This is a genomic window from Arthrobacter sp. KBS0703 (assembly GCF_002008315.2).
In the GTDB taxonomy this organism is placed as follows: domain Bacteria; phylum Actinomycetota; class Actinomycetes; order Actinomycetales; family Micrococcaceae; genus Arthrobacter.
Window position 1 is genome coordinate 2,237,440 of the sequence record NZ_MVDG02000001.1, and the last position, 18,374, is coordinate 2,255,813.

15 protein-coding genes and 1 tRNA gene are annotated in these 18,374 nt (G+C 66.5%); 3 read left to right on the forward strand and 13 right to left on the reverse strand.

Annotated elements, in window-relative coordinates:
• Nucleotides 1-234: 234 nt before the first annotated feature.
• Nucleotides 235-2,055 carry a long-chain fatty acid--CoA ligase gene (locus B1A87_RS10560; RefSeq protein ID WP_078028987.1) on the forward strand — a complete coding sequence of 607 codons (1,821 nt, stop codon included), beginning with the start codon at nt 235-237 and terminating at the stop codon, nt 2,053-2,055.
• A gap of 47 nt (nt 2,056-2,102) precedes the next feature.
• Here the strand turns inward: B1A87_RS10560 and B1A87_RS10565 are convergent, their stop codons facing one another.
• The 3 genes from B1A87_RS10565 to B1A87_RS10575 form a co-directional block, all read right to left on the reverse strand.
• Entirely contained in the window at nt 2,103-3,437 is a 1,335-nt protein-coding gene (locus B1A87_RS10565) for an aspartate aminotransferase family protein (RefSeq protein ID WP_260681040.1), read from the reverse strand.
• A gap of 88 nt (nt 3,438-3,525) precedes the next feature.
• Nucleotides 3,526-5,064, reverse strand: a complete 1,539-nt coding sequence (locus B1A87_RS10570; protein ID WP_260680785.1) for a MinD/ParA family protein — start codon at nt 5,062-5,064, stop codon at nt 3,526-3,528.
• 141 nt (nt 5,065-5,205) lie between these two features.
• Nucleotides 5,206-8,601, reverse strand: a complete 3,396-nt coding sequence (locus tag B1A87_RS10575) for a pyruvate carboxylase (RefSeq protein WP_078028989.1) — start codon at nt 8,599-8,601, stop codon at nt 5,206-5,208.
• Between the two features lie 305 nt (nt 8,602-8,906).
• Between B1A87_RS10575 and B1A87_RS10580 the strand changes: the two genes are divergently transcribed.
• Nucleotides 8,907-9,728 (forward strand): ParA family protein, encoded by an 822-nt coding sequence (locus B1A87_RS10580; RefSeq protein ID WP_078029024.1) that lies wholly within the window; start codon nt 8,907-8,909, stop codon nt 9,726-9,728.
• A gap of 95 nt (nt 9,729-9,823) precedes the next feature.
• Here B1A87_RS10580 and B1A87_RS10585 read toward each other — a convergent pair whose 3' ends face one another.
• From B1A87_RS10585 to gcvH, 5 genes are all read right to left on the reverse strand, one after another.
• Nucleotides 9,824-10,420, reverse strand: a complete 597-nt coding sequence (locus B1A87_RS10585; RefSeq protein WP_003801807.1) for a MerR family transcriptional regulator — start codon at nt 10,418-10,420, stop codon at nt 9,824-9,826.
• Between the two features lie 242 nt (nt 10,421-10,662).
• Entirely contained in the window at nt 10,663-11,166 is a 504-nt protein-coding gene (locus B1A87_RS10590; protein WP_056628245.1) for a bifunctional nuclease family protein, read from the reverse strand.
• Nucleotides 11,166-11,882: a MerR family transcriptional regulator gene (locus B1A87_RS10595; protein WP_078028990.1), complete on the reverse strand. Its 717-nt coding sequence runs from the start codon at nt 11,880-11,882 to the stop codon at nt 11,166-11,168. The genes B1A87_RS10590 and B1A87_RS10595 overlap by 1 nt, the downstream gene beginning before the upstream one ends.
• 22 nt (nt 11,883-11,904) lie before the next feature.
• Nucleotides 11,905-12,381: an FHA domain-containing protein gene (locus B1A87_RS10600; RefSeq protein WP_078028991.1), complete on the reverse strand. Its 477-nt coding sequence runs from the start codon at nt 12,379-12,381 to the stop codon at nt 11,905-11,907.
• Nucleotides 12,382-12,514: 133 nt separating this feature from the next.
• Complete coding sequence (gene gcvH / locus B1A87_RS10605; protein WP_078028992.1) at nt 12,515-12,901, reverse strand: glycine cleavage system protein GcvH; 387 nt, start codon at nt 12,899-12,901, stop codon at nt 12,515-12,517.
• 142 nt (nt 12,902-13,043) lie between these two features.
• Here gcvH and B1A87_RS10610 point away from each other — a divergent pair, with 142 nt between their 5' ends.
• Nucleotides 13,044-13,916, forward strand: a complete 873-nt coding sequence (locus B1A87_RS10610) for an Fpg/Nei family DNA glycosylase (protein WP_078029025.1) — start codon at nt 13,044-13,046, stop codon at nt 13,914-13,916.
• A gap of 84 nt (nt 13,917-14,000) precedes the next feature.
• Here the strand turns inward: B1A87_RS10610 and B1A87_RS10615 are convergent.
• The 5 genes from B1A87_RS10615 to B1A87_RS10635 all read right to left on the reverse strand — a co-directional run bounded on the left by B1A87_RS10615 (nt 14,001) and on the right by B1A87_RS10635 (nt 18,373).
• Nucleotides 14,001-14,077, reverse strand: a tRNA-Pro gene (locus B1A87_RS10615).
• A gap of 139 nt (nt 14,078-14,216) precedes the next feature.
• The gene (gene der / locus B1A87_RS10620) at nt 14,217-15,767 is read right to left on the reverse strand and encodes a ribosome biogenesis GTPase Der (RefSeq protein WP_078028993.1); all 1,551 of its coding nucleotides are present in this window, start codon (nt 15,765-15,767) and stop codon (nt 14,217-14,219) included.
• A 10-nt stretch (nt 15,768-15,777) separates the two neighbouring features.
• A complete protein-coding gene (locus tag B1A87_RS10625) occupies nt 15,778-16,461 on the reverse strand; it encodes a 1-acyl-sn-glycerol-3-phosphate acyltransferase (RefSeq protein WP_139362869.1) in 684 nt (227 codons plus the stop codon).
• Nucleotides 16,462-16,519: 58 nt separating this feature from the next.
• The gene (gene cmk / locus B1A87_RS10630; RefSeq protein ID WP_078028995.1) at nt 16,520-17,233 is read right to left on the reverse strand and encodes a (d)CMP kinase; all 714 of its coding nucleotides are present in this window, start codon (nt 17,231-17,233) and stop codon (nt 16,520-16,522) included.
• Entirely contained in the window at nt 17,234-18,373 is a 1,140-nt protein-coding gene (locus B1A87_RS10635; protein WP_144275782.1) for a prephenate dehydrogenase, read from the reverse strand.
• Nucleotide 18,374: the final 1 nt, after the last annotated feature.

An 18,374-nucleotide genomic window follows, 5' to 3' on the forward strand; every position in this document is an offset into this window, starting at 1 on the left:
GTGCCCGGTTCTGCCATGGTGGTCGGTTTGGCTGGACTGTCCAGTGGGCGGGGGAGGCTGCATAATCTCCCATTCTAGGTGTCCGGCCGCATGGGTCCGGCCGCGACACAGTGGCGCATTCCGGCCTGCCGACGTAAAGTTACTGGCCAGTAGGTAATGTGCGCCCGACCGTTCAAGGCGGCGTACTAAGGTTAGGACTACCCGCTGCGGCCTACGGATATCAAAGGAGCTATCGTGCGCGAATTCATCGTTCCGCCCCTGGCAAACGTCCCACGGGACACCAACATCACGGACCTTGTGCTGCGCCAAGCCTCGAAGGCCTCGAATCCCGCCCTGTTTTCGCGGCTGGATTCCGCCGGCCAGTGGCAGGACATCTCGGCCACCGAGTTCCTCGCGGACGTCTCCGCCCTGGCCAAGGGCCTCATCGCCAGCGGCGTCGGCGCGGGTGACCGTGTGGGCATCATGTCCCGGACGCGCTATGAGTGGGCGTTGATCGACTTCGCCATCTGGTTCGCGGGCGCCGTCTCCGTGCCCATCTATGAGACGTCCTCGCCCTCGCAGGTCGCCTGGAACCTGGGCGACTCCGGCGCGGTGGCGGCTTTCGGCGAGTCTGCCCATCACGAGAACATCATCCGGCAGGCCGCAGCGTCCGAAGGGCTCACCGCGCTGGCCCACGTGTGGCAGCTTGAAGGCAGCGGCCTCGATGCGGTCCGTGCGGCCGGAACCGGCGTCAGCGACGACGACCTGGAAGCACGGCGGAGGGCCGCCGGGCTCAGTGACCTCGCCACCATCATCTACACCTCGGGAACGACGGGCCGGCCCAAGGGCTGTGAACTGACCCACGGCAACTTTGTGGAACTGTCCGAAAACGCCCTGGCCACATCGCTGCGCCAGATCGTCAATCAGCAGGCCAGGACCATCATGTTCCTCCCCCTGGCGCATGTCTTTGCACGGTTCATTTCCGTCCTGTCCGTTGCGGCCGGTGTCACCGTGGCCCACACGCCCGACATCAAGCACCTGCTGCCCGATCTGCAGAGCTACCAGCCCACCTTCATCCTCGCCGTGCCCCGGGTGTTCGAAAAGGTGTACAACTCGGCCCTCACCAAGGCAGAGGACGGCGGCAAGGGAGCAATCTTCCACAAGGCCGCGGATACTGCCATCGCCTATTCCCGCGCCAGGCAGAACGGCAGCGTCGGACTCGGCCTCAAAATCAAGCACGCGATCTTCGACAGGCTCGTCTACAGCAAGCTCCGCGCGGCCATGGGCGGCCAGGTGGCCCATGCCGTATCCGGCGGAGGCCCGCTGGGCGAACGGCTGGGCCACTTTTTCCAGGGAATCGGCATGCAGATCCTGGAAGGCTACGGCCTCACCGAGACCACGGCGCCCATCAGTGTCAACACGCCCGAACGGATCAAAATCGGGACGGTCGGCGCGCCGATTCCCGGCAACACCGTCAAGATTGCCGACGACGGGGAAATCCTCATCAAGGGCACGTGCGTCATGCGCGGCTACTACAACCGTGATGACCTGACTGCGGAGGCATTCGTGGACGGCTGGTTCCGCACCGGGGACATCGGCCAGCTCGACGACGACGGCTTCCTGACCATTACCGGCCGGAAAAAGGAAATCATCGTGACGGCCGGCGGCAAGAACGTGGTGCCCGCCCAGCTCGAGGACCAGATCCGGGCGGACGCCCTGGTCTCGCAGGTGCTCGTGGTGGGCGACAACCGCCCGTTCATCGGCGCACTGGTGACGCTCGATGAGGAAGCCCTTCCCGGGTGGCTGCAGCGCCACGGACTGCCCGCGGAGATCACGGTCACCGACGCGGGCGGCAACGCCGTGGTCAAGGCCGCGGTGCAGGAGCTGATCAGCCATGCGAACCAGTCCGTATCGCAGGCGGAGGCCATCAAGGCATTCAGGATCGTGCCCAGCGACTTCACGGAAGCGTCCGGTCACTTGACACCGTCCATGAAGGTCAAGCGGGCGCAGGTCATGAAGGACTTCGAGGACGTGATTGACGAGATGTACAAGTCGCCGAAGCCCACCCCGGCCTAGCCGGGCAGTTGCCACCGAGCCTCACAACAGATGACTGAGAGTGGTTTTTAGCTCAGGAAAGCGTCGGCTGCCGCCAGTGCCTCGTCCAGGATCGCCAGGCCGGCGGCGGCGTCGGCGTCGTTCACGTTGAGGGGAGGGGCGACGTTCACGCGGTTGCCCATGGTCAGCGGCAACAGGCCCCGCTCTAGGCACGCCTTCGTGAAGGCGGCCATCGGCGCATTCGCCTGGCCGGTGGCTCCTACCGGCACGAGCGGCTCTTTGGTCAGCCGGTCGCGGACCAGTTCGACGGTCCAGAGGCCGCCGATGCCGCGAACGTCGCCGGCCGTCCGGTGCTTCTTGGCAATTTCCCGGAGTCCTGGCCCGAGGATGTCCGCGCCGAGACGGGCAGCTGCCGCGACGGTGCCCTCCTCGTGCATCGCGTTGATGGCACCGACGGCTGCTGCGCAGGCGAGCGGGTGGCCGCTGTACGTCAGGCCCGCCGGGTAGGGGCGCTTGGTAAACGTCTCGTAGATTGCGTCGCCGACCAGCACGCCGCCGAGCGGCACGTACCCGGAGTTCACGCCCTTCGCGAACGCCAGCAGGTCCGGTGCCAGCCCAGCGTGGTCGACGCCGAACCAGGCTCCCGTGCGGCCGAAGCCGACCATCACCTCGTCGGCTATGTAGACGATCCCGTGGCGGTCGCACAGGTCGCGGACCCCACGCAGGTAGCCGGCCGGTGGCACGATAACGCCCGAGCTGCCGATCACCGATTCCAGGACCAGGCCGGCGATCGTCGACGGGCCTTCCATCAGGATCACCTGCTCGAGATGGGCCAGCGCCCGCTCGGACTCTTCTTCCGGGGTCCCCGATCCGAACGCCGACCTGTACAGGAAAGGTCCGAAGAAGTGGACGGCTCCCGCCGCGCCAGTGTCCGAGGCCCAGCGGCGAGGGTCGCCGGTGAGGTGGATGGAGGCCGCCGTCGAGCCGTGGTAGGAGCGGTAGGCGGCGAGCACCTTCGGCCGTCCAGTGTAGAGGCGCGCCATCCGAACCGCATGCTCGATGGCCTCCGTTCCCCCGGTGGTGAACAGCACGTGCCCAAGGCCCTCCGGCGCCACTTCCACAATCAGCCGCGCCGCTTCGCCCCGGACATCGGACGCATTGCCGGGTGCGAGCGTGCACAGGCGGTCAGCCTGGTCCTTGATCGCAGCAACGATGCGCGGATGTTGGTGACCAAGGTTGGTGAACACCAGCTGCGAGCTGAAGTCCAGGTAGCGCCGTCCGCTGGCGTCGACGACGTAGCTCCCGGAGCCCCCGACCAAGGTAGGCACGTCCCGCGGCCCCTGGACGGCCCAGGGATGGAAGACCAGTTCGTCGAGATTCATGACCAACCTCCGTTGCTTCAGTACCGGACTGTGCACCTGTACTGATTCACCTTGGCACCGTCATCCGGCAGCGTCCATACGGTGCAGGCTGACAGCCGCCCGCTGAAGGTCAGGCCTGCTGGAGTTCGTCCATCACCAAAGCGGCAAGCTCGACGGCGGCACCACGCGTTGCGGGCCGGAGCTGGCTCAGCTGGATCCGGGATCCCTCCGCAAGATGCCGGTCGTGCGGAATCCGGACCACATTCTTGACCCGGGACAGGAAGTGCTGCTCGATCTCATCTATGTTGACCAGTGTCCGGTCGCCCGCCGCCATGTTAATGACCACCGTGGCCTTGGCCACGAGGTCCTGGCGGCCGTGGGCTTCCAGCCACGACAATGTCTCCGAGGCCAGCCGCGCTTCATCCACACTGCCGCCCGAGACGAGGACCACGGCGTCGGCCTTTTCGAGGGTGCCCTTCATGACGGAGTGCACCATGCCGGTGCCGGAATCTGTCAGGACGATTGAGTAGTACCGGCCGAGGATGTCAGTGACGGCCCGGTAGTCGGCGTCGTCGAATGCGTGCGCCACCATGGGATCGGTGTCCGAGGCCAGGACGTCGAGCCGCGAGCCGTCGCGGGCCGTGTAATTGGACAGCTGCGCGAAGGAATTGACCGTGAACCTGTCCTTGACCAGCTGGCGTGCCGTGAAGTCCGCCCGGCCGGGAGAACGGTCTGACAGGGTTCCGCGGTCCGGATTGGCGTCCATGGCGATGACGCGGTCCTCGCGCAGGTCCGCGAGCACCATGCCCAGCAGGGTGGTGACCGTGGTCTTTCCGACGCCGCCCTTGCGGGAGAGGACCGGCACGTACCGCGTCCGCTCCCCCAGGCGCATGGCGATCCGGTGCTCCATGGCCCGCTGGATCCGGATCCGGTCCGGATCGCCCAGGTTCACGTAGCCAAAAGTCGCCTGGAACAGCCACCGGCGCCAGCCCTCGACGGGCGCGGCTGCCGTTCTGTTCAGCAGGCGGTCGGCGGTCAGCGCCGCTGCCGGCTCCGGCCCTTCGGCGCGTTCCCGGCGTTCGCTCACGTGTTCGTGTGCCTGACCTGAAGCGGGTGCCTGATCTGAAGCGGGTGCCTGCGCCGTTGAAGTCGCCGGCACGGCTTGCGTATCTGCGGGTTCCTGCACGGCGGGGTGCCCCGGCTCCGGCTGGCCGGCCTCCTGCGGACTGGCATCCTGCGGGCCGGGCCCGGCGGTGACAACGGGAATCGATGGTCCCGCAACAGGCTGCAGAATGCTGTTGACGGCCGACAGCGACCCCGCAGACGTGCGGTCCTGCGCGTCGGACACGGTCACGACGCTGATTTCACCGGACGGCGGAAAATTTGGAACGGCCGGAACCGAGTCTGCACGCATGCCGTCCGCGCGAATGGCGTCGTCGTCGACAGCGCCCTCGTCTACGGCTAACGCGGGGGCCGCGCTTTCAGCTGCGGCCGCGGCCGCCAGAGTGGCCGCATCCGGCGGCGGGCTGTTCGTCTGGTCTGCGTTCAAATGGTCCGGGCTCAAATGGTCCGGGCTCATCCGGTCTGTGCCCGGGTCCGGCGCCGAAACTGCAGAACCGGGACTCCGGTCAGGCCGCGGCGCGGGCTTGGGCGTGTTCGTCTGCGTCATGGCTCCCGCTCAGTGTGGTCATCTCGTATGCGAAGGCTGTGAGGGCGGCAAATGCCGCCCTCACAGCCTTCACTCAGGATTCCAGCCTACCGGTATGAGGCCGCGGGAAGCAGGAGTGCTGCCCTGCGACGGAGCCGGCGGCTACTCAACCACGAGCAGCAGGTCCCCGCCCTGTACCTGTTCCACGGCGGAAATGGCCAGTCGCGCCACTTTGCCGCCCACCGGCGTCGTGATGGATGCTTCCATCTTCATGGCCTCAATAGTGGCAACGGTGTCGCCTGCCTTGACAGTGTCGCCCGCCTTGACGGTGACCGTCACGGCTCCAGCGAACGGGGCGGCGACCTGGCCCTGCTGGGCGGGGTCGGCCTTCTCCGCGGCTTTAACGTTGCTGACCACGGACTTGTCGCGCACCAGGACCGGCCGGGACTGGCCGTTGAGGGTGCACATGACCGAGCGCATGCCCTTCTCGTCCGGTTCCGAGACGGCTTCCAGCGAGGCGATGAGACGGACGCCCTTCTCCAGCTGGATGACGTGCTCCTCGCCGCGCTGCAGGCCATAAAGGTAGTCGCGCGTGTCCAGCACGGAGACGTTGCCGTACGTCTCCACGCTCTTCAGGTAGTCCTTGGTGGGACCGGCGAACAGCAGCCGGTTCAGGGTCTGCTGCCGGGTCTTCGAATCGCCCTGGAGCGCTGCGCTGTCTTCGGCGCTAAGCTCGGCATCGCGGACCTTAATGCTCCTGCCCTGCAGGGCCTTCGTGCGGAACGGCTCCGGCCAGCCACCGGGAGGATCTCCGAGTTCGCCGGACAGGAAGCCGATGACCGAGTCCGGGATGTCGTAGTTCTGCGGGTTCTCGTTGAAGTCGGCCGGGTCGGCGTTGAGGCCGACGAGGTGCAGGGCGAGGTCGCCCACCACCTTGGAGGACGGCGTCACCTTCACGAGGCGGCCCAGGATGCGGTCCGCCGCGGTGTACATGTCCTCGATCGCCTCGAAGCGCTCGCCCAGGCCCAGGGCCATGGCCTGCTGCCGGAGGTTCGAGAGCTGCCCGCCCGGGATTTCGTGCTGGTAGACGCGGCCGGTGGGGCCCGGAAGTCCGGACTCGAACGGAGCGTAGACCCGGCGCACCGCTTCCCAGTAGGGTTCCAGCGAACTGACGTTGGCCAGGCTCAGCCCGGTGTCCCGCTCGGTGTGGGCCAGTGCCGCGACCAGCGCGGAGGCCGACGGCTGGCTGGTGGTCCCGGCCAGTGACGCGGAGGCAACGTCCACGGCGTCCACACCCGCATCAACCGCGGCGAGCAAGGTGGCAAGCTGTCCGCCGGCGGTGTCGTGGGTGTGCAGGTGGACGGGGAGGTCGAACCGTTCCCGCAGCGCCGTGACGAGCTTCGCGGCGGCGGCGGGCCGGAGGAGTCCGGCCATGTCCTTGATCGCGAGGATGTGGGCGCCGGCGTCGACGATCTTCTGCGCCAGCTCCAGGTAGTAGTCCAGGGTGTAGAGGTTCTCGTCCGGGTCCAGCATGTCGGCCGTGTAGCACAGTGCGACTTCGGCGACGGCCGTTCCGGTGGCGCGGACAGCACGGATGGCAGGTGCCATCTGGTTGACGTCGTTGAGGGCGTCGAAGATCCGGAAGATGTCGATGCCGGTGGCGGCAGCCTCGTTCACGAACGCCTCGGTGACCTCTTCCGGGTACGGCGTGTAGCCCACGGTGTTCCGGCCGCGGAGCAGCATCTGCAGGCAGATGTTCGGCAGCGCCTTCCGGAGTGCCGCGAGGCGGTCCCAGGGATCCTCGCCCAGGAAGCGCAGGGCGACGTCGTAAGTCGCGCCACCCCAGGCCTCAACGGAGAGCAGCCCGGGCAGCAGCGAGGACACGGCGGGTCCGGCGGCAACCAGATCCCTGGTGCGGACGCGGGTGGCCAGCAGCGACTGGTGGGCGTCGCGGAAGGTGGTATCGGTGACCGCAACAGCTGACTGCTCGCGCAGGGCGCGGGCGAACCCTTCCGGACCGAGCTCCTGCAGCCGCTGGCGTGAGCCGGGCTGCGGCGTGCGGCCCGCCACGGCGGGGAGCTTGGCGGCCGGATCGGAGTGCACGGTGAGCTCGCCGTTGGGCTTGTTAACCGTGACTTCGGCGAGCCACGTCAGCAGCTTGGTGCCACGGTCGGCGGAAACGCGGGCCTTCAGCAGCTCGGGACGCTCGTCGATGAACGACGTCGCCACGTTGCCGGAGATGAAGTCGGCATCGTCCAGCACGGCCTGCAGGAACGAGATGTTGGTGGACACGCCGCGGATACGGAACTCAGCCAGGGCACGGCGTGCCCTGGCCACGGCTGCGGGGTAGTCCCGGCCGCGGCACGTGAGCTTCACGAGCATGGAGTCAAAGTGCGGGCTGATTTCGGCGCCCGAGTAGACCGTACCGCCGTCGAGCCTGACGCCGGCACCGCCGGCAGAGCGGTAGCCGGTGATCTTTCCGACGTCGGGGCGGAAGCCGTTGGCAGGGTCCTCGGTGGTGATGCGGCACTGCAGCGCCGCGCCCTTGAGGAAGACCGTGTCCTGGGAGAGGCCAAGATCGGCCAGGGTTTCGCCGGAGGCGATGCGCATCTGCGCCTGGACGAGGTCGACGTCGGTGACTTCTTCCGTGACGGTGTGCTCCACCTGGATGCGCGGGTTCATTTCGATGAACACGTGCTGCCCGGCACGCTCCCCCACGGTGTCCACGAGGAACTCGACCGTTCCGGCGTTGACGTAGTTGAGGGCCTTGGCGAACTTGACGGCGTCGCGGTACAGCGCCTGCCGGATGCCTTCGTCCAGGTTGGGGGCCGGAGCGATCTCGATCACCTTCTGGTGGCGCCGCTGGATGGAGCAGTCGCGCTCGAAGAGGTGCATGACGTTGCCCTCGGCATCCGCCAGGATCTGCACTTCGATGTGGCGCGGGCGCAACACCGCCTGCTCAAGGAACATCGTGGGATCACCGAATGCGGCGTCGGCCTCGCGCATGGCTGACTGCAGGGCCTCGGGCAGGGCCTCCCGGGTGTCCACCCGGCGCATGCCGCGGCCGCCGCCGCCCGCCACGGCCTTGGCGAAGATCGGGAAGCCGATCTCGTCCGCGGCCGCGATCAGTTCATCGAGGTCCTTTGACGGCTGGCTGGACTTCAGCACCGGGACGCCGGCCTTGCGCGCGGCCTCCAGGGCTGCGACCTTGTTGCCGGCGAGCTCGAGGACCTCGGCAGGCGGCCCGACGAAGGTGATGCCGGCTGCTTTCGCGGCGCGGGCGAGGTCCGGGTTTTCGGACAGGAAGCCGTAGCCGGGGTATATGGCGTCGGCCCCGGACTCCTTGGCCACGCGCACCACTTCGTCAACGTCAAGGTAGGCGCGGACGGGGTGGCCCTCTTCACCGATCAGATACGCCTCGTCGGCCTTCTGGCGGTGGATCGAGTTACGGTCCTCGTTGGGGAACACAGCGACGGTTTTTGCGCCGAGCTCGTAGCCCGCGCGGAAAGCGCGGATAGCGATTTCGCCGCGGTTGGCCACCAGAATCTTGGAAAACATACTTCTCCTGCATCATTGCGGGTGTATCGGTAAGTGGTCACAGTGTCTAAGACGGGCGCGTTGAAACACAAATCATTGTGTCTACCATCACAGAATTATCCGTCATGTCGGGGCCACATTCACTCCTGTGCCCGGCTGGAGCCGGAGCTGCTTACCGATGAGCCATGCCCGGGCCGGATAAGGAGGGTTTCGGGGCGGGGTCAACATATGATGAATGGGGCGGCGGAAGCCTGTCCCCGGTTCCGGCAGTACCGGAACGGAAACTACCCCAACTCGGCAACCGGCGTTAGGTATTGGTTTTTCAAGTGCAAGTAGTCAGCATCAGCAGCCTCAAAGGCGGTGTCGGCAAGACATCGGTCACAACCGGATTGGCGTCTGCGGCGCTGGCCGCAGGCATTCCCACGCTCGTGGTGGACCTCGATCCGCATGCCGACGCCAGCACTGCCCTGGGAGTGCAGCCCAACGACAAGCTGGACATCGGAAGGATGCTCCGGAACCCGCGCAAGGCCCGGCTTCCTGAGAATGTGGTCCCCAGCGGCTGGATCGGGCGCGCGGAAAGCAACGGCTCCGGCCCGGCCGTGCTGGACGTGGCCGTCGGGTCTGCCTACACCGGAATCTACGACCGCCCCGATCTCGGCAAAAGGGACCTGCGCAGGCTTTCCGCGGTCCTGGCCGGCGCGGACAAGTATGAGCTCGTCCTGGTGGACTGCCCGCCGTCGCTGAACGGGCTGACGCGCATGGCGTGGTCGGCCAGCAACAAGGTGGCCCTGGTGGCCGAACCGGGACTGTTCTCGGTGGCCGGCACGGAGCGGACCATGCGCGCCATCCAGCTGTTCCGGCAGGAGTTCGCCCCCAATCTTTCCCCGGCGGGCATCGTGGCCAACCGCGTCCGGACCGGATCCTCGGAGCATGCGTTCCGGCTCGCCGAAATGAAGTCCATGTTCGGCGAGCTCCTACTGACGCCGCACATCCCGGAACAGGCCAACTGGCAGCAGATCCAGGGGGCCGCACACTCCGTGCACCATTGGCCCGGCGAATCCGCCAAGTCCGCGGCAGGCCTCTACGACACGTTGCTCGGCAACCTGATGTCACTGAACAAGGTCAGCAGGAGCCGCAGCCACCGTTAAGGGGCTCCTTCACTGCCCACCAGCTTCCGCTGACAACAAATGAAGGCCGCTTCCCCATCAGGGAGGCGGCCTTCGTTGTATGCGATGGACGGCGCTTAGCCGATCTTCCGGGCTGCACGGCGCTTGCTCAGTTCGTCGTCGGGAAACGTCTGCTCGCCTGCGTGCTCACTGGGCAGGGACGCCAGGCTGCCTTCCACTTCGCGCCACACGCGGCCCACGGCAATGCCAAAGACGCCCTGACCGCCCTGGACGAGGTCGATGACCTCGTCTGCGGAGGTGCATTCGTAGACGCTCGCGCCGTCGCTCATGAGAGTGATCTGGGCCAGGTCCTCCACCCCGCGCTCGCGCAGGTGTTCCACCGCGGAGCGGATCTGCTGAAGTGAGACGCCGGTGTCCAGGAGCCGCTTGACCACCTTCAGCACGAGGATGTCTCGGAAGCCGTAGAGCCGCTGCGAACCCGAGCCGGCGGCGCCGCGCACGGCGGGTTCGACCAGTCCGGTGCGGGCCCAGTAGTCAAGCTGCCGGTAGGTGATGCCTGCCGCCTTGCAGGCCGTGGGGCCACGGTAGCCCGCGTCCTCGTCAAGGACGGGGAGGTCCTCAGTGAAGAGAAGGCCCTGAGCGCCGCTCGCGGGCACAGCTACGCCGGCCGTGGAGGGCTGCTTCAGCTCGCCTGCTTCGCCTTTCGGACTCACGTGGATCCTCCTTGTCATGAGTTCCCCGGGGGAACTTGCCGCAACAGCTTCTACAGGCATGAAGATCACGCATGTAATTTGGCCGGAGTAGCACTTTCCAGTGTGACTTGCGCGGCTGTTGTATGCAATGGGAACTTGGTACCTTCGACGTTAGGCCCGCCACGGCCCAAGGTCAAAGACGTTCGGGTCATTGTTGGGGCGTGTCGAAACTTTCACCCTTAACTTTAACCTTAACGTGACCTTCAGCCGTCGAAGTCCTCTGGCTCCACGTCATCCAGGAACTCCCGGAACCTGCGCAGCTCACGCTCTTCGTCCACAGTGGGGCCGGGCTCGGTGTCCTCGCCGTCGTCGTGTTCGGTGATCCTCACGCCGGCCTCGTCCATCACGGAGTCGGCGCACCAGATGCGGCATTTTGCCCGCAGGGCGATGGCCAGGGCGTCCGAGGCCCGGGAACTGACCGTGGCGCCGTTGTCGAACTGGAGCTGGCCGTAGAAGATGTTGTCTTCCACTGCCACGATGTTCACGCTGACCACGGCATGCCCCAGGGTTTCCACGACGTCGACAAGGAGGTCGTGGGTCATGGGCCGCGGCGGCACGACACCTTGTTGTGCCAAGGCGATCGCGCTTGCTTCCGGCGTACCGATCCAGATCGGTACGTGCCGTTCACCGTGGATCTCCCGAAGCAGAACCAGCGGCTGGTTGGAGGGCAACTCGATCCGTACGCCCACAATCTCTACTTCGATCATCAGATTTCCATCCGCGAAATACGGTCCTGGACCAGCGCTCTGTGCAGTGTCAGGCAGAGGTCGCTGATTTCGCGGGCCGCCTCAGCGGCCCGTGCCTGCGATGCCGCGTCCTTGCGCGACGTCAGCGTGGCCACGGCGCGTTCCACCAGGCCGAATTCCCGCTCAGCCGCGGCCTGGAAGGGACGCAGGTGCCGGGGCTCCAGGCCATGTCCCTCGAGTTGGACGCATGCACGGGCCACCTGCAGGGCGTGTTCGTCGAACTTGCCGTTGGTGTGGCCGATCAGGCCGAAGCTCAGCAGGGACTGCAGGAGCGGAACGCTGGCGCCTGACTCCGCGCGCAGCTGTTCCTCGCTCAGCTTGCGGGCTTTATTCTGCAGCTCGGCGGCGAGTTCATCCGAGACGATCCGCGGGGACACCGTCACGCCGGGCGGGAGGTTTTCGGGGCGTTCCCCGCGGTCTATCGCGTCAAGGTAGTCCTTGATCACCTTCAGCGGCAGGTACTGGTCGCGCTGGAGGGACAGGACGAAGCGGAGGCGCTCGACGTCGCTGTCCGAATACTGCCGGTATCCCGCGGGCGTGCGCCGCGGATTAATGAGCCCTTTTTCCTCAAGGAACCTGATTTTCGACGCCGTCATGCTTGGAAAGTCGTCGCTCAACTGAGCGAGCACTTCCCCGATGTTCAGGACCTGGGGTCCCCGGCGCTCCGGTTGTGCCATTGCCACAGGCAGCCGCTCCGAATCAGACGCGTCCTGCTGCGCGGGCAGGGCTCAGGTAGAAGGTGAGTCGGAATTTGCCGATCTGGACTTCGTTTCCGGACTTCAGCTCCACGCTGTCCACGCGGTCGTGGTTGACGTATGTGCCGTTCAGGCTGCCGGTGTCCACCACCTCGAAGCTCCGGGACGTGCGCCGGAACTCGACATGGCGGCGGGACACCGTCACGTCGTCGAGGAAGATGTCGGCGTCCGGGTGCCGCCCGGCCGTGGTGACGTCGGAGTCAAGCAGGAATCGGGCACCCGAGTTGGGCCCGCTGTGGGCCACGAGCAGCGCGGAGCCGGAGGGCAGCGCCTCGACCGCGGAGCGTTCCTCCGGGGAAAGCTTAGGCACGATCGTGGGCTCATCATGGACGGGAGTGAGGTTGATCGAGGTTGTCTCCGAAGCCCTGCCCACGCCCGTGCCGTAATCGCTGTTGGTGTGGTTCTGTTCGCCGCCAACCATGGATTCCTCCTCCTTCGTTGCAGATGTCCCCCTGCAATCAACGCATACCGTCCGGAAATGCCTGGCAAATCCGGTGTACCGCCTGCTGGCCGGCCATTGGACTCCAATAGCCGGTCAGCGGGACCGGTTAGCTTTAGCCTACCTGCTGTTCGTACTCCGATGCACTGAGCAGGGAGTCCACCGCGTCGGCTTCGGCGAGCTTGACCTCGATGAGCCAGCCGTCGCCGTAGGGATCGGAGTTGATCAGGGCCGAATCGGTGTCCAGCGATTCATTCCGGGCGACGATTTCGCCCGAGACCGGGGCGTAAATGTCGCTGACGCTCTTGGTGGACTCAACCTCACCGATGACGTCGTTTGCCTTAACAGTGGTGCCGACTTCCGGCATCTGGGCGTAAACGACGTCCCCGAGCGCGTCCTGGGCGAAGTCGGTGATCCCCACGCGGACAACACCGTCGGCATTCGGAGCGGACACCCATTCGTGTTCGGCGGTGTAGGACAGATCAGAGGGAATGTTGCTCATCAGGGGCCTTTCATCGGGTTTGTCACCAATGTCAACGGAGGCGTAGGGAACAAGCCACCGCTGAAAGTATATGCACATCTCCGAAGCCGCCGGACGCGGCCCGAACGCCCACTCCGGCGTCCGGCTGTGGCAAAGTGGGTGCATGCCAGAACTACCGGAAGTGGCCGGTCTGACGTCTTTCCTGAACGGGCGTCTGCGGGGCGCCGTGCTGGAGAAGCTCCAGGTGCTGTCCGTGGCCGTGCTTAAGACAGCGGACCCGCCCTACACGGCCCTGGTGGGCCGCACCGTCACCGGCGTGGAACGCTTCGGAAAATTCATCAGCATCGACGCCGACGGCCTGCACCTCGTGTTTCACCTCGCCAGGGCGGGGTGGGTCCGATACACGGAATCTCCCTCGGCCGCTCCCCTCCGTCCGGGAAAGGGCCCCATCGCCGCCCGGGTCGGGTTCGCCGGAGCGGACGGCCAGCATGTCGGCATCGACCTGACTGAAGCCGGGACCAAGAAGAGCCTGGCGGTCTATGTGGTGCGTGATCCCCGTGATGTCCCGGGCGTTGCCGGGCTGGGACCGGATCCGCTGGACCCCGGATTCGGCCCCGGGGAGTTCGCCGATATTCTCGCGTCACATTCGCAGCAGATCAAGGGCGTGCTACGGAGCCAGGGCGTCATGGCCGGCATCGGGAACGCCTACAGCGACGAAATCCTGCACGCGGCAAGAATCTCGCCGTTTGCCATCGCCAGTTCCCTCGACCGGGACAGCGTGCGGATTCTGTACGACGCCGTCCACAGTGTCCTGGGGGCAGCGGTGAAGGAGGCAGTGGGCAAGGCGCCCGGCGACCTGAAGGACACGAAGCGGGGCGCCATGAGGGTCCACGGCCGCACCGGCCTGCCGTGCCCGGTGTGCGGCGATACCGTGCGTGAAGTGTCCTTCTCCGACACCGCGCTTCAGTACTGCCCGACGTGCCAGACCAAGGGGAAGATCCTGGCCGACCGCAGGACGTCCCGCTTCCTCAAATAGTCGCCTTTCCGGCAGGGCCTACGCGGCCGGTTCCGGACAACAAAAAACCCCGCCAATCCGGATACCGGATTGGCGGGGTTTAGTTGGTCGGGCTGACAGGATTTGAACCTGCGACCCCTTGACCCCCAGTCAAGTGCGCTACCAAGCTGCGCTACAGCCCGTCAGTTCCGCCGTTCTCCGCTTCAGTGAAGTTCAGAAGAATTTCACCTAAGCAGTCCGGCCGAACCACCTCCAAAAGCTTACACGATTCCGGAGGGTGCCCGTGACATTTTCAGCCGCCACGGGCACGGTGTGTCCTAATTAACGCTTCTTGCCGCGTTTTTCGCGGACACGCATGTTGACTTCAATGGGCGTGCCTTCGAAACCGAACGTTTCGCGGAGCCGCCGGGTGATGAACCGGCGGTATCCGGGGTCCAGGAAGCCTGTGGTGAACAGGACGAACTTCGGCGGCCGGCTGGAGGCCTGCGTGCCGAAGAGGATCCTGGGCTGCTTGCCGCCGCGGACCGGGTGCGGGTGGGCGGCCACGAGCTCGCCCAGGAAGGCGTTGAGCCGGCCCGTGGGGATGCGCTTGTCCCAGTTTTCGAGGGCAAGGTCCAGCGCGGGCACGAGGCGGTCCTTGTGCCAGCCGGTCTTGGCCGAGATGTTGACCCGCGGCGCCCAGGCCACGTGGGCCAGGTCCTGCTCAATTTCGCGTTCCAGGTAAGTCCGGCGTTCGTCGTCCAGCAGGTCCCACTTGTTGAACGCCAGCACCATGGCGCGTCCGGATTCGATGGCGAGCTGGAGGATGCGGACATCCTGCTCGCTGAGGACCTCGTCCACGGCGAGGAGCACGACGGCGACCTCCGCCTTTTCGAGCGCGCTCTGGGTCCGCAGGGAGGCGTAGAAGTCGGCGCCCTGGGCCATGTGCTGGCGGCGCCGGATGCCGGCGGTGTCGACGAAGCGCCAGGTACGGCCGCCGAGTTCGATGAACTCATCCACCGGGTCGCGCGTGGTGCCCGCAGTGTTGTCCACGACGACACGCTCGGAACCGGCGAGCTTGTTCAGGAGCGACGACTTGCCCACGTTCGGGCGGCCGATCAGGGCCACACGCCGGGGGCCGCCGGAACGTTCCAGGCCCTCGATGGTGGAGAATTCCGGCAGCGTGTCCATGACATGGTCCAGAAGGTCGGCGACGCCGCGGCCGTGCAGGGCGGACACGGGGTACGGCTCGCCGAATCCCAGGCCCCAGAGCGTGGCGGAATCGGCTTCCTGCGCAAAGTCATCCACCTTGTTGGCGACCATGATGACCGGCTTCTTGCTCTTGCGCAGCATCTTCATGACGCCTTCGTCCGTGGCAGTCGCGCCCACGGCGGAGTCAACGACGAACAGCACGGCATCAGCCAGCTCCACGGCCATTTCGGCCTGTTCCGCCACCCGGGCGTGGATGCCGCGGGCATCGTGCTCCCAGCCGCCGGTGTCCACCACGGTGAAGTTACGGCCGTTCCAGTGGGCGGAGTACATCACGCGGTCGCGGGTCACGCCCGGGGTGTCCTCCACGACGGCCTCGCGGCGGCCGAGGATGCGGTTCACAAGGGTGGACTTGCCCACGTTCGGGCGGCCGATGATGGCCAGCACGGGATCGAGCTTGACCGGCCCTTCAAAGTCCTCGTCGTCGTAGCGGCCGCTGAGCAGCGCTGCGTCTTCGTCGTCGAGTTCGTAGTCGTCCAGCCCGGCCCGGAGAGAGGCCGCGCGGAGCTCGGCCTCGTCATCGTCCAGGGCTGCGAGATGCTCAGCCACCTGGTCGGTGCCGGTGGGCGTGTATTCGTCTTCGCCGGCGCCCGAGAGGCCGGAGGTTTGAGTCGTATCGCTCATTGCACTTTCCTTAGTGGTGATCTGCCGGCGACCCGGCTACTGCGTTGGGACGTTCTTGCGGGAATTCCGCGTCGGGCAATGGCTGCCCGCTCAGGTAAATGGTGTCCTGGACATGTTTCGCCAGCGCAGCGCGGATTTCCATTCCCGCCCTGTCCATTGAAGCACGCCCGGTTTCGTTGGGTTTTCGGCCAATGCGGAGGGGCTCACCGAAGCTCACGTGCAGCCTCCGGCCCGGCCTGGGAACCGTGTCCAGGTGTTCGCCGCCCTTCCGCGTGCCGAGGATGGCCACCGGGACCACCGCTGCCGCGGAGTTCAAGGCGAGCCATGCCACTCCGTTACTGATTCCGGATGCCTTGCCGCTGCCCCGCGTGCCTTCGGGAAGAATCCCGACGCAACGGCCGGCGTCGAGCACCGCCTTGCCGAGCTGGAGGGCAGACCGGTCCCCGGAGCGGTCCACCGGAAGCTGGCCGGAGGCCCTCAGCACGCGCCCCAGGAAGCCCTTGAACATCTCCTGTTTGACGAGGATGTGCATGGGGCGCGGGGATGCGCCGAACATGACCGGGCCGTCCAGGAAGCTGATGTGGTTGCCCGCAAAGATCACCGGGCCGTCGGCCGGCACGTTGTCGCGGCCCGTGACGGAGGTCCGGTAGATGACGTGGTCCAGCAGCCAGCCCACGGGCCGGCTCCATCCCATGGTCCAGGCCGCAGGCACGCCGCTGCCCGGAGCACCCTCGTTGGCAGCGCCGGACGCGTCACTCATGGTTGATGACCTTGGTGACAATCCGCAGTGCCGCGGCCACGGTCTCCTCGAAGTCGAGCTCCGACGAATCGAGCGTGACCACACCGTCAGCGGCCTGCGTGAAATTCACAACGGTTGAATCCCTGGCGTCGCGCTGGGTCACCTGGGCGGCAAGCTCCTCCGCGCTTTGGGTGCCGCCAAGCTGGATGCCGCGCCGGCGCAGGCGGGCTTCCTCGCTTGCGGTCAGGAGCATGCGCACCTGTGCACCGGGCACGACGACGGTGGTGATGTCCCTGCCTTCCACCACCATGCGGCGGTGGTGCTTTTCGATCAGCGCGCGCTGGCGCCGGATGAGTTCGGTCCGGGCTCCCAGCGTTGTGGCCACGGCGCTGACCGCGGCGGAGATCGCCGGCTCGCGGATGGCCTCGGTGACGTCTTTGCCGTCCACGCGCACATACTCTTCATGCGGAGTGGTGCTGATGTCGAGCGGCAGTTCTTCAGCCGCAAGTTCGACGGCGGCTGCGTCGGTGAGGTCGATGGCGCGGTCGAGGCAGAACCAGGTCAGCGCCCGGTACATGGCGCCGGTGTCCAGGTAGGCGAGGTTCAGCCGGCGGGCAACTTCCTTGCTGACGCTTGATTTTCCGGATCCGGACGGCCCGTCGATGGCGACAACGAGGGGCCGGCCCAGGCGCAGGGCAGGCAAAGTATCAATCAGTTCCTGTGTCATTTACTGCAGTACCCGCCATCCGCGGTCATTGAGGGCTTCGATGAGGAGATCGTGCCTGTTGGGGAGAACGGACAGTTCCACCATGCCGACGTTTTGGCCGGATGAGTGGTCGAGCCGCAGGTCCTCCACGTTGACGCCGATCTCGCCGATCTCCGTCAGGAGCCGGGCGATCTGGCCCGGCTTGTCGTCCACGAGGACGGTCAGCCAGGAATACGCCTGCGGCGGCCCCCCGTGCTTGCCAGGGATCCGTGCCTGCCCGGCGTTGCCTTCGCTGATCAGCTGGGCAAGGTCCAGGTGGGCGCCCGGGGCCGTTGGATCCTCCAGCGTGCCGATCAGCCTGTTCAGGTCCTCGCGGACTCCGTGCAGGATGCCAACGACCTTTTCGGCGTTGGCCCCAAGAATCTGCACCCAGAGCGTGGGATCACTGGCGGCGATGCGCGTCACGTCCCGCAGCCCGTTGCCGGAGAGGGACAACGCGGGCAGCGGAGTGCCCTGCAGCCGGCTGGCCAGCAGCGACGACATGACCTGGGGCAGGTGCGATACGAGCGCTACGGCCTCGTCGTGTTCGTCCGCGGTGAACTGCGAGACGACGGCGCCAAGGTCGCCCGCCAGGGCGCGGGCGGCCTGCAGCGCCGCGGGAGAGGACTCCTCGGCGGGGCACACCACCCAGGGCATGGACGTGAAGAGCTCGCCGCGTGCGGCAACAGGCCCGGACTTCTCGCGCCCTGCCATGGGGTGCGTTCCGACGTACCGCGACAGGTCCACGCCGCGGCGGCGCAGTTCGTCCAGGATGGCCGCCTTGACGCTGGCGATGTCCACGACGGTGGCCTCCGGGTAGTCAGCCAGTGCACGTTCCACGACGTCCGCCGTCACGTCCGGCGGAGCCGCCACGACGACGAGTTCGGGCTGCTCCTGGCCCAGTGCGTCCAGCGGCAGGCCGGCGCCGATGTCCACGGCGACGGCCTGGTTGGTGGGCGACGGGTCAGAGAGGTACACCTGTCTCTTATACACATCTAGATGTGTATAAGAGACGCCCCGGCCGCGCAGGCCGAGGCCGATGCTGGCGCCGAGCAGCCCGGTGCCGATCACGGCGACCGGGCCGTTCAGGTGCCCGCGACCGTGCGTGCGGAAAGCAGACATG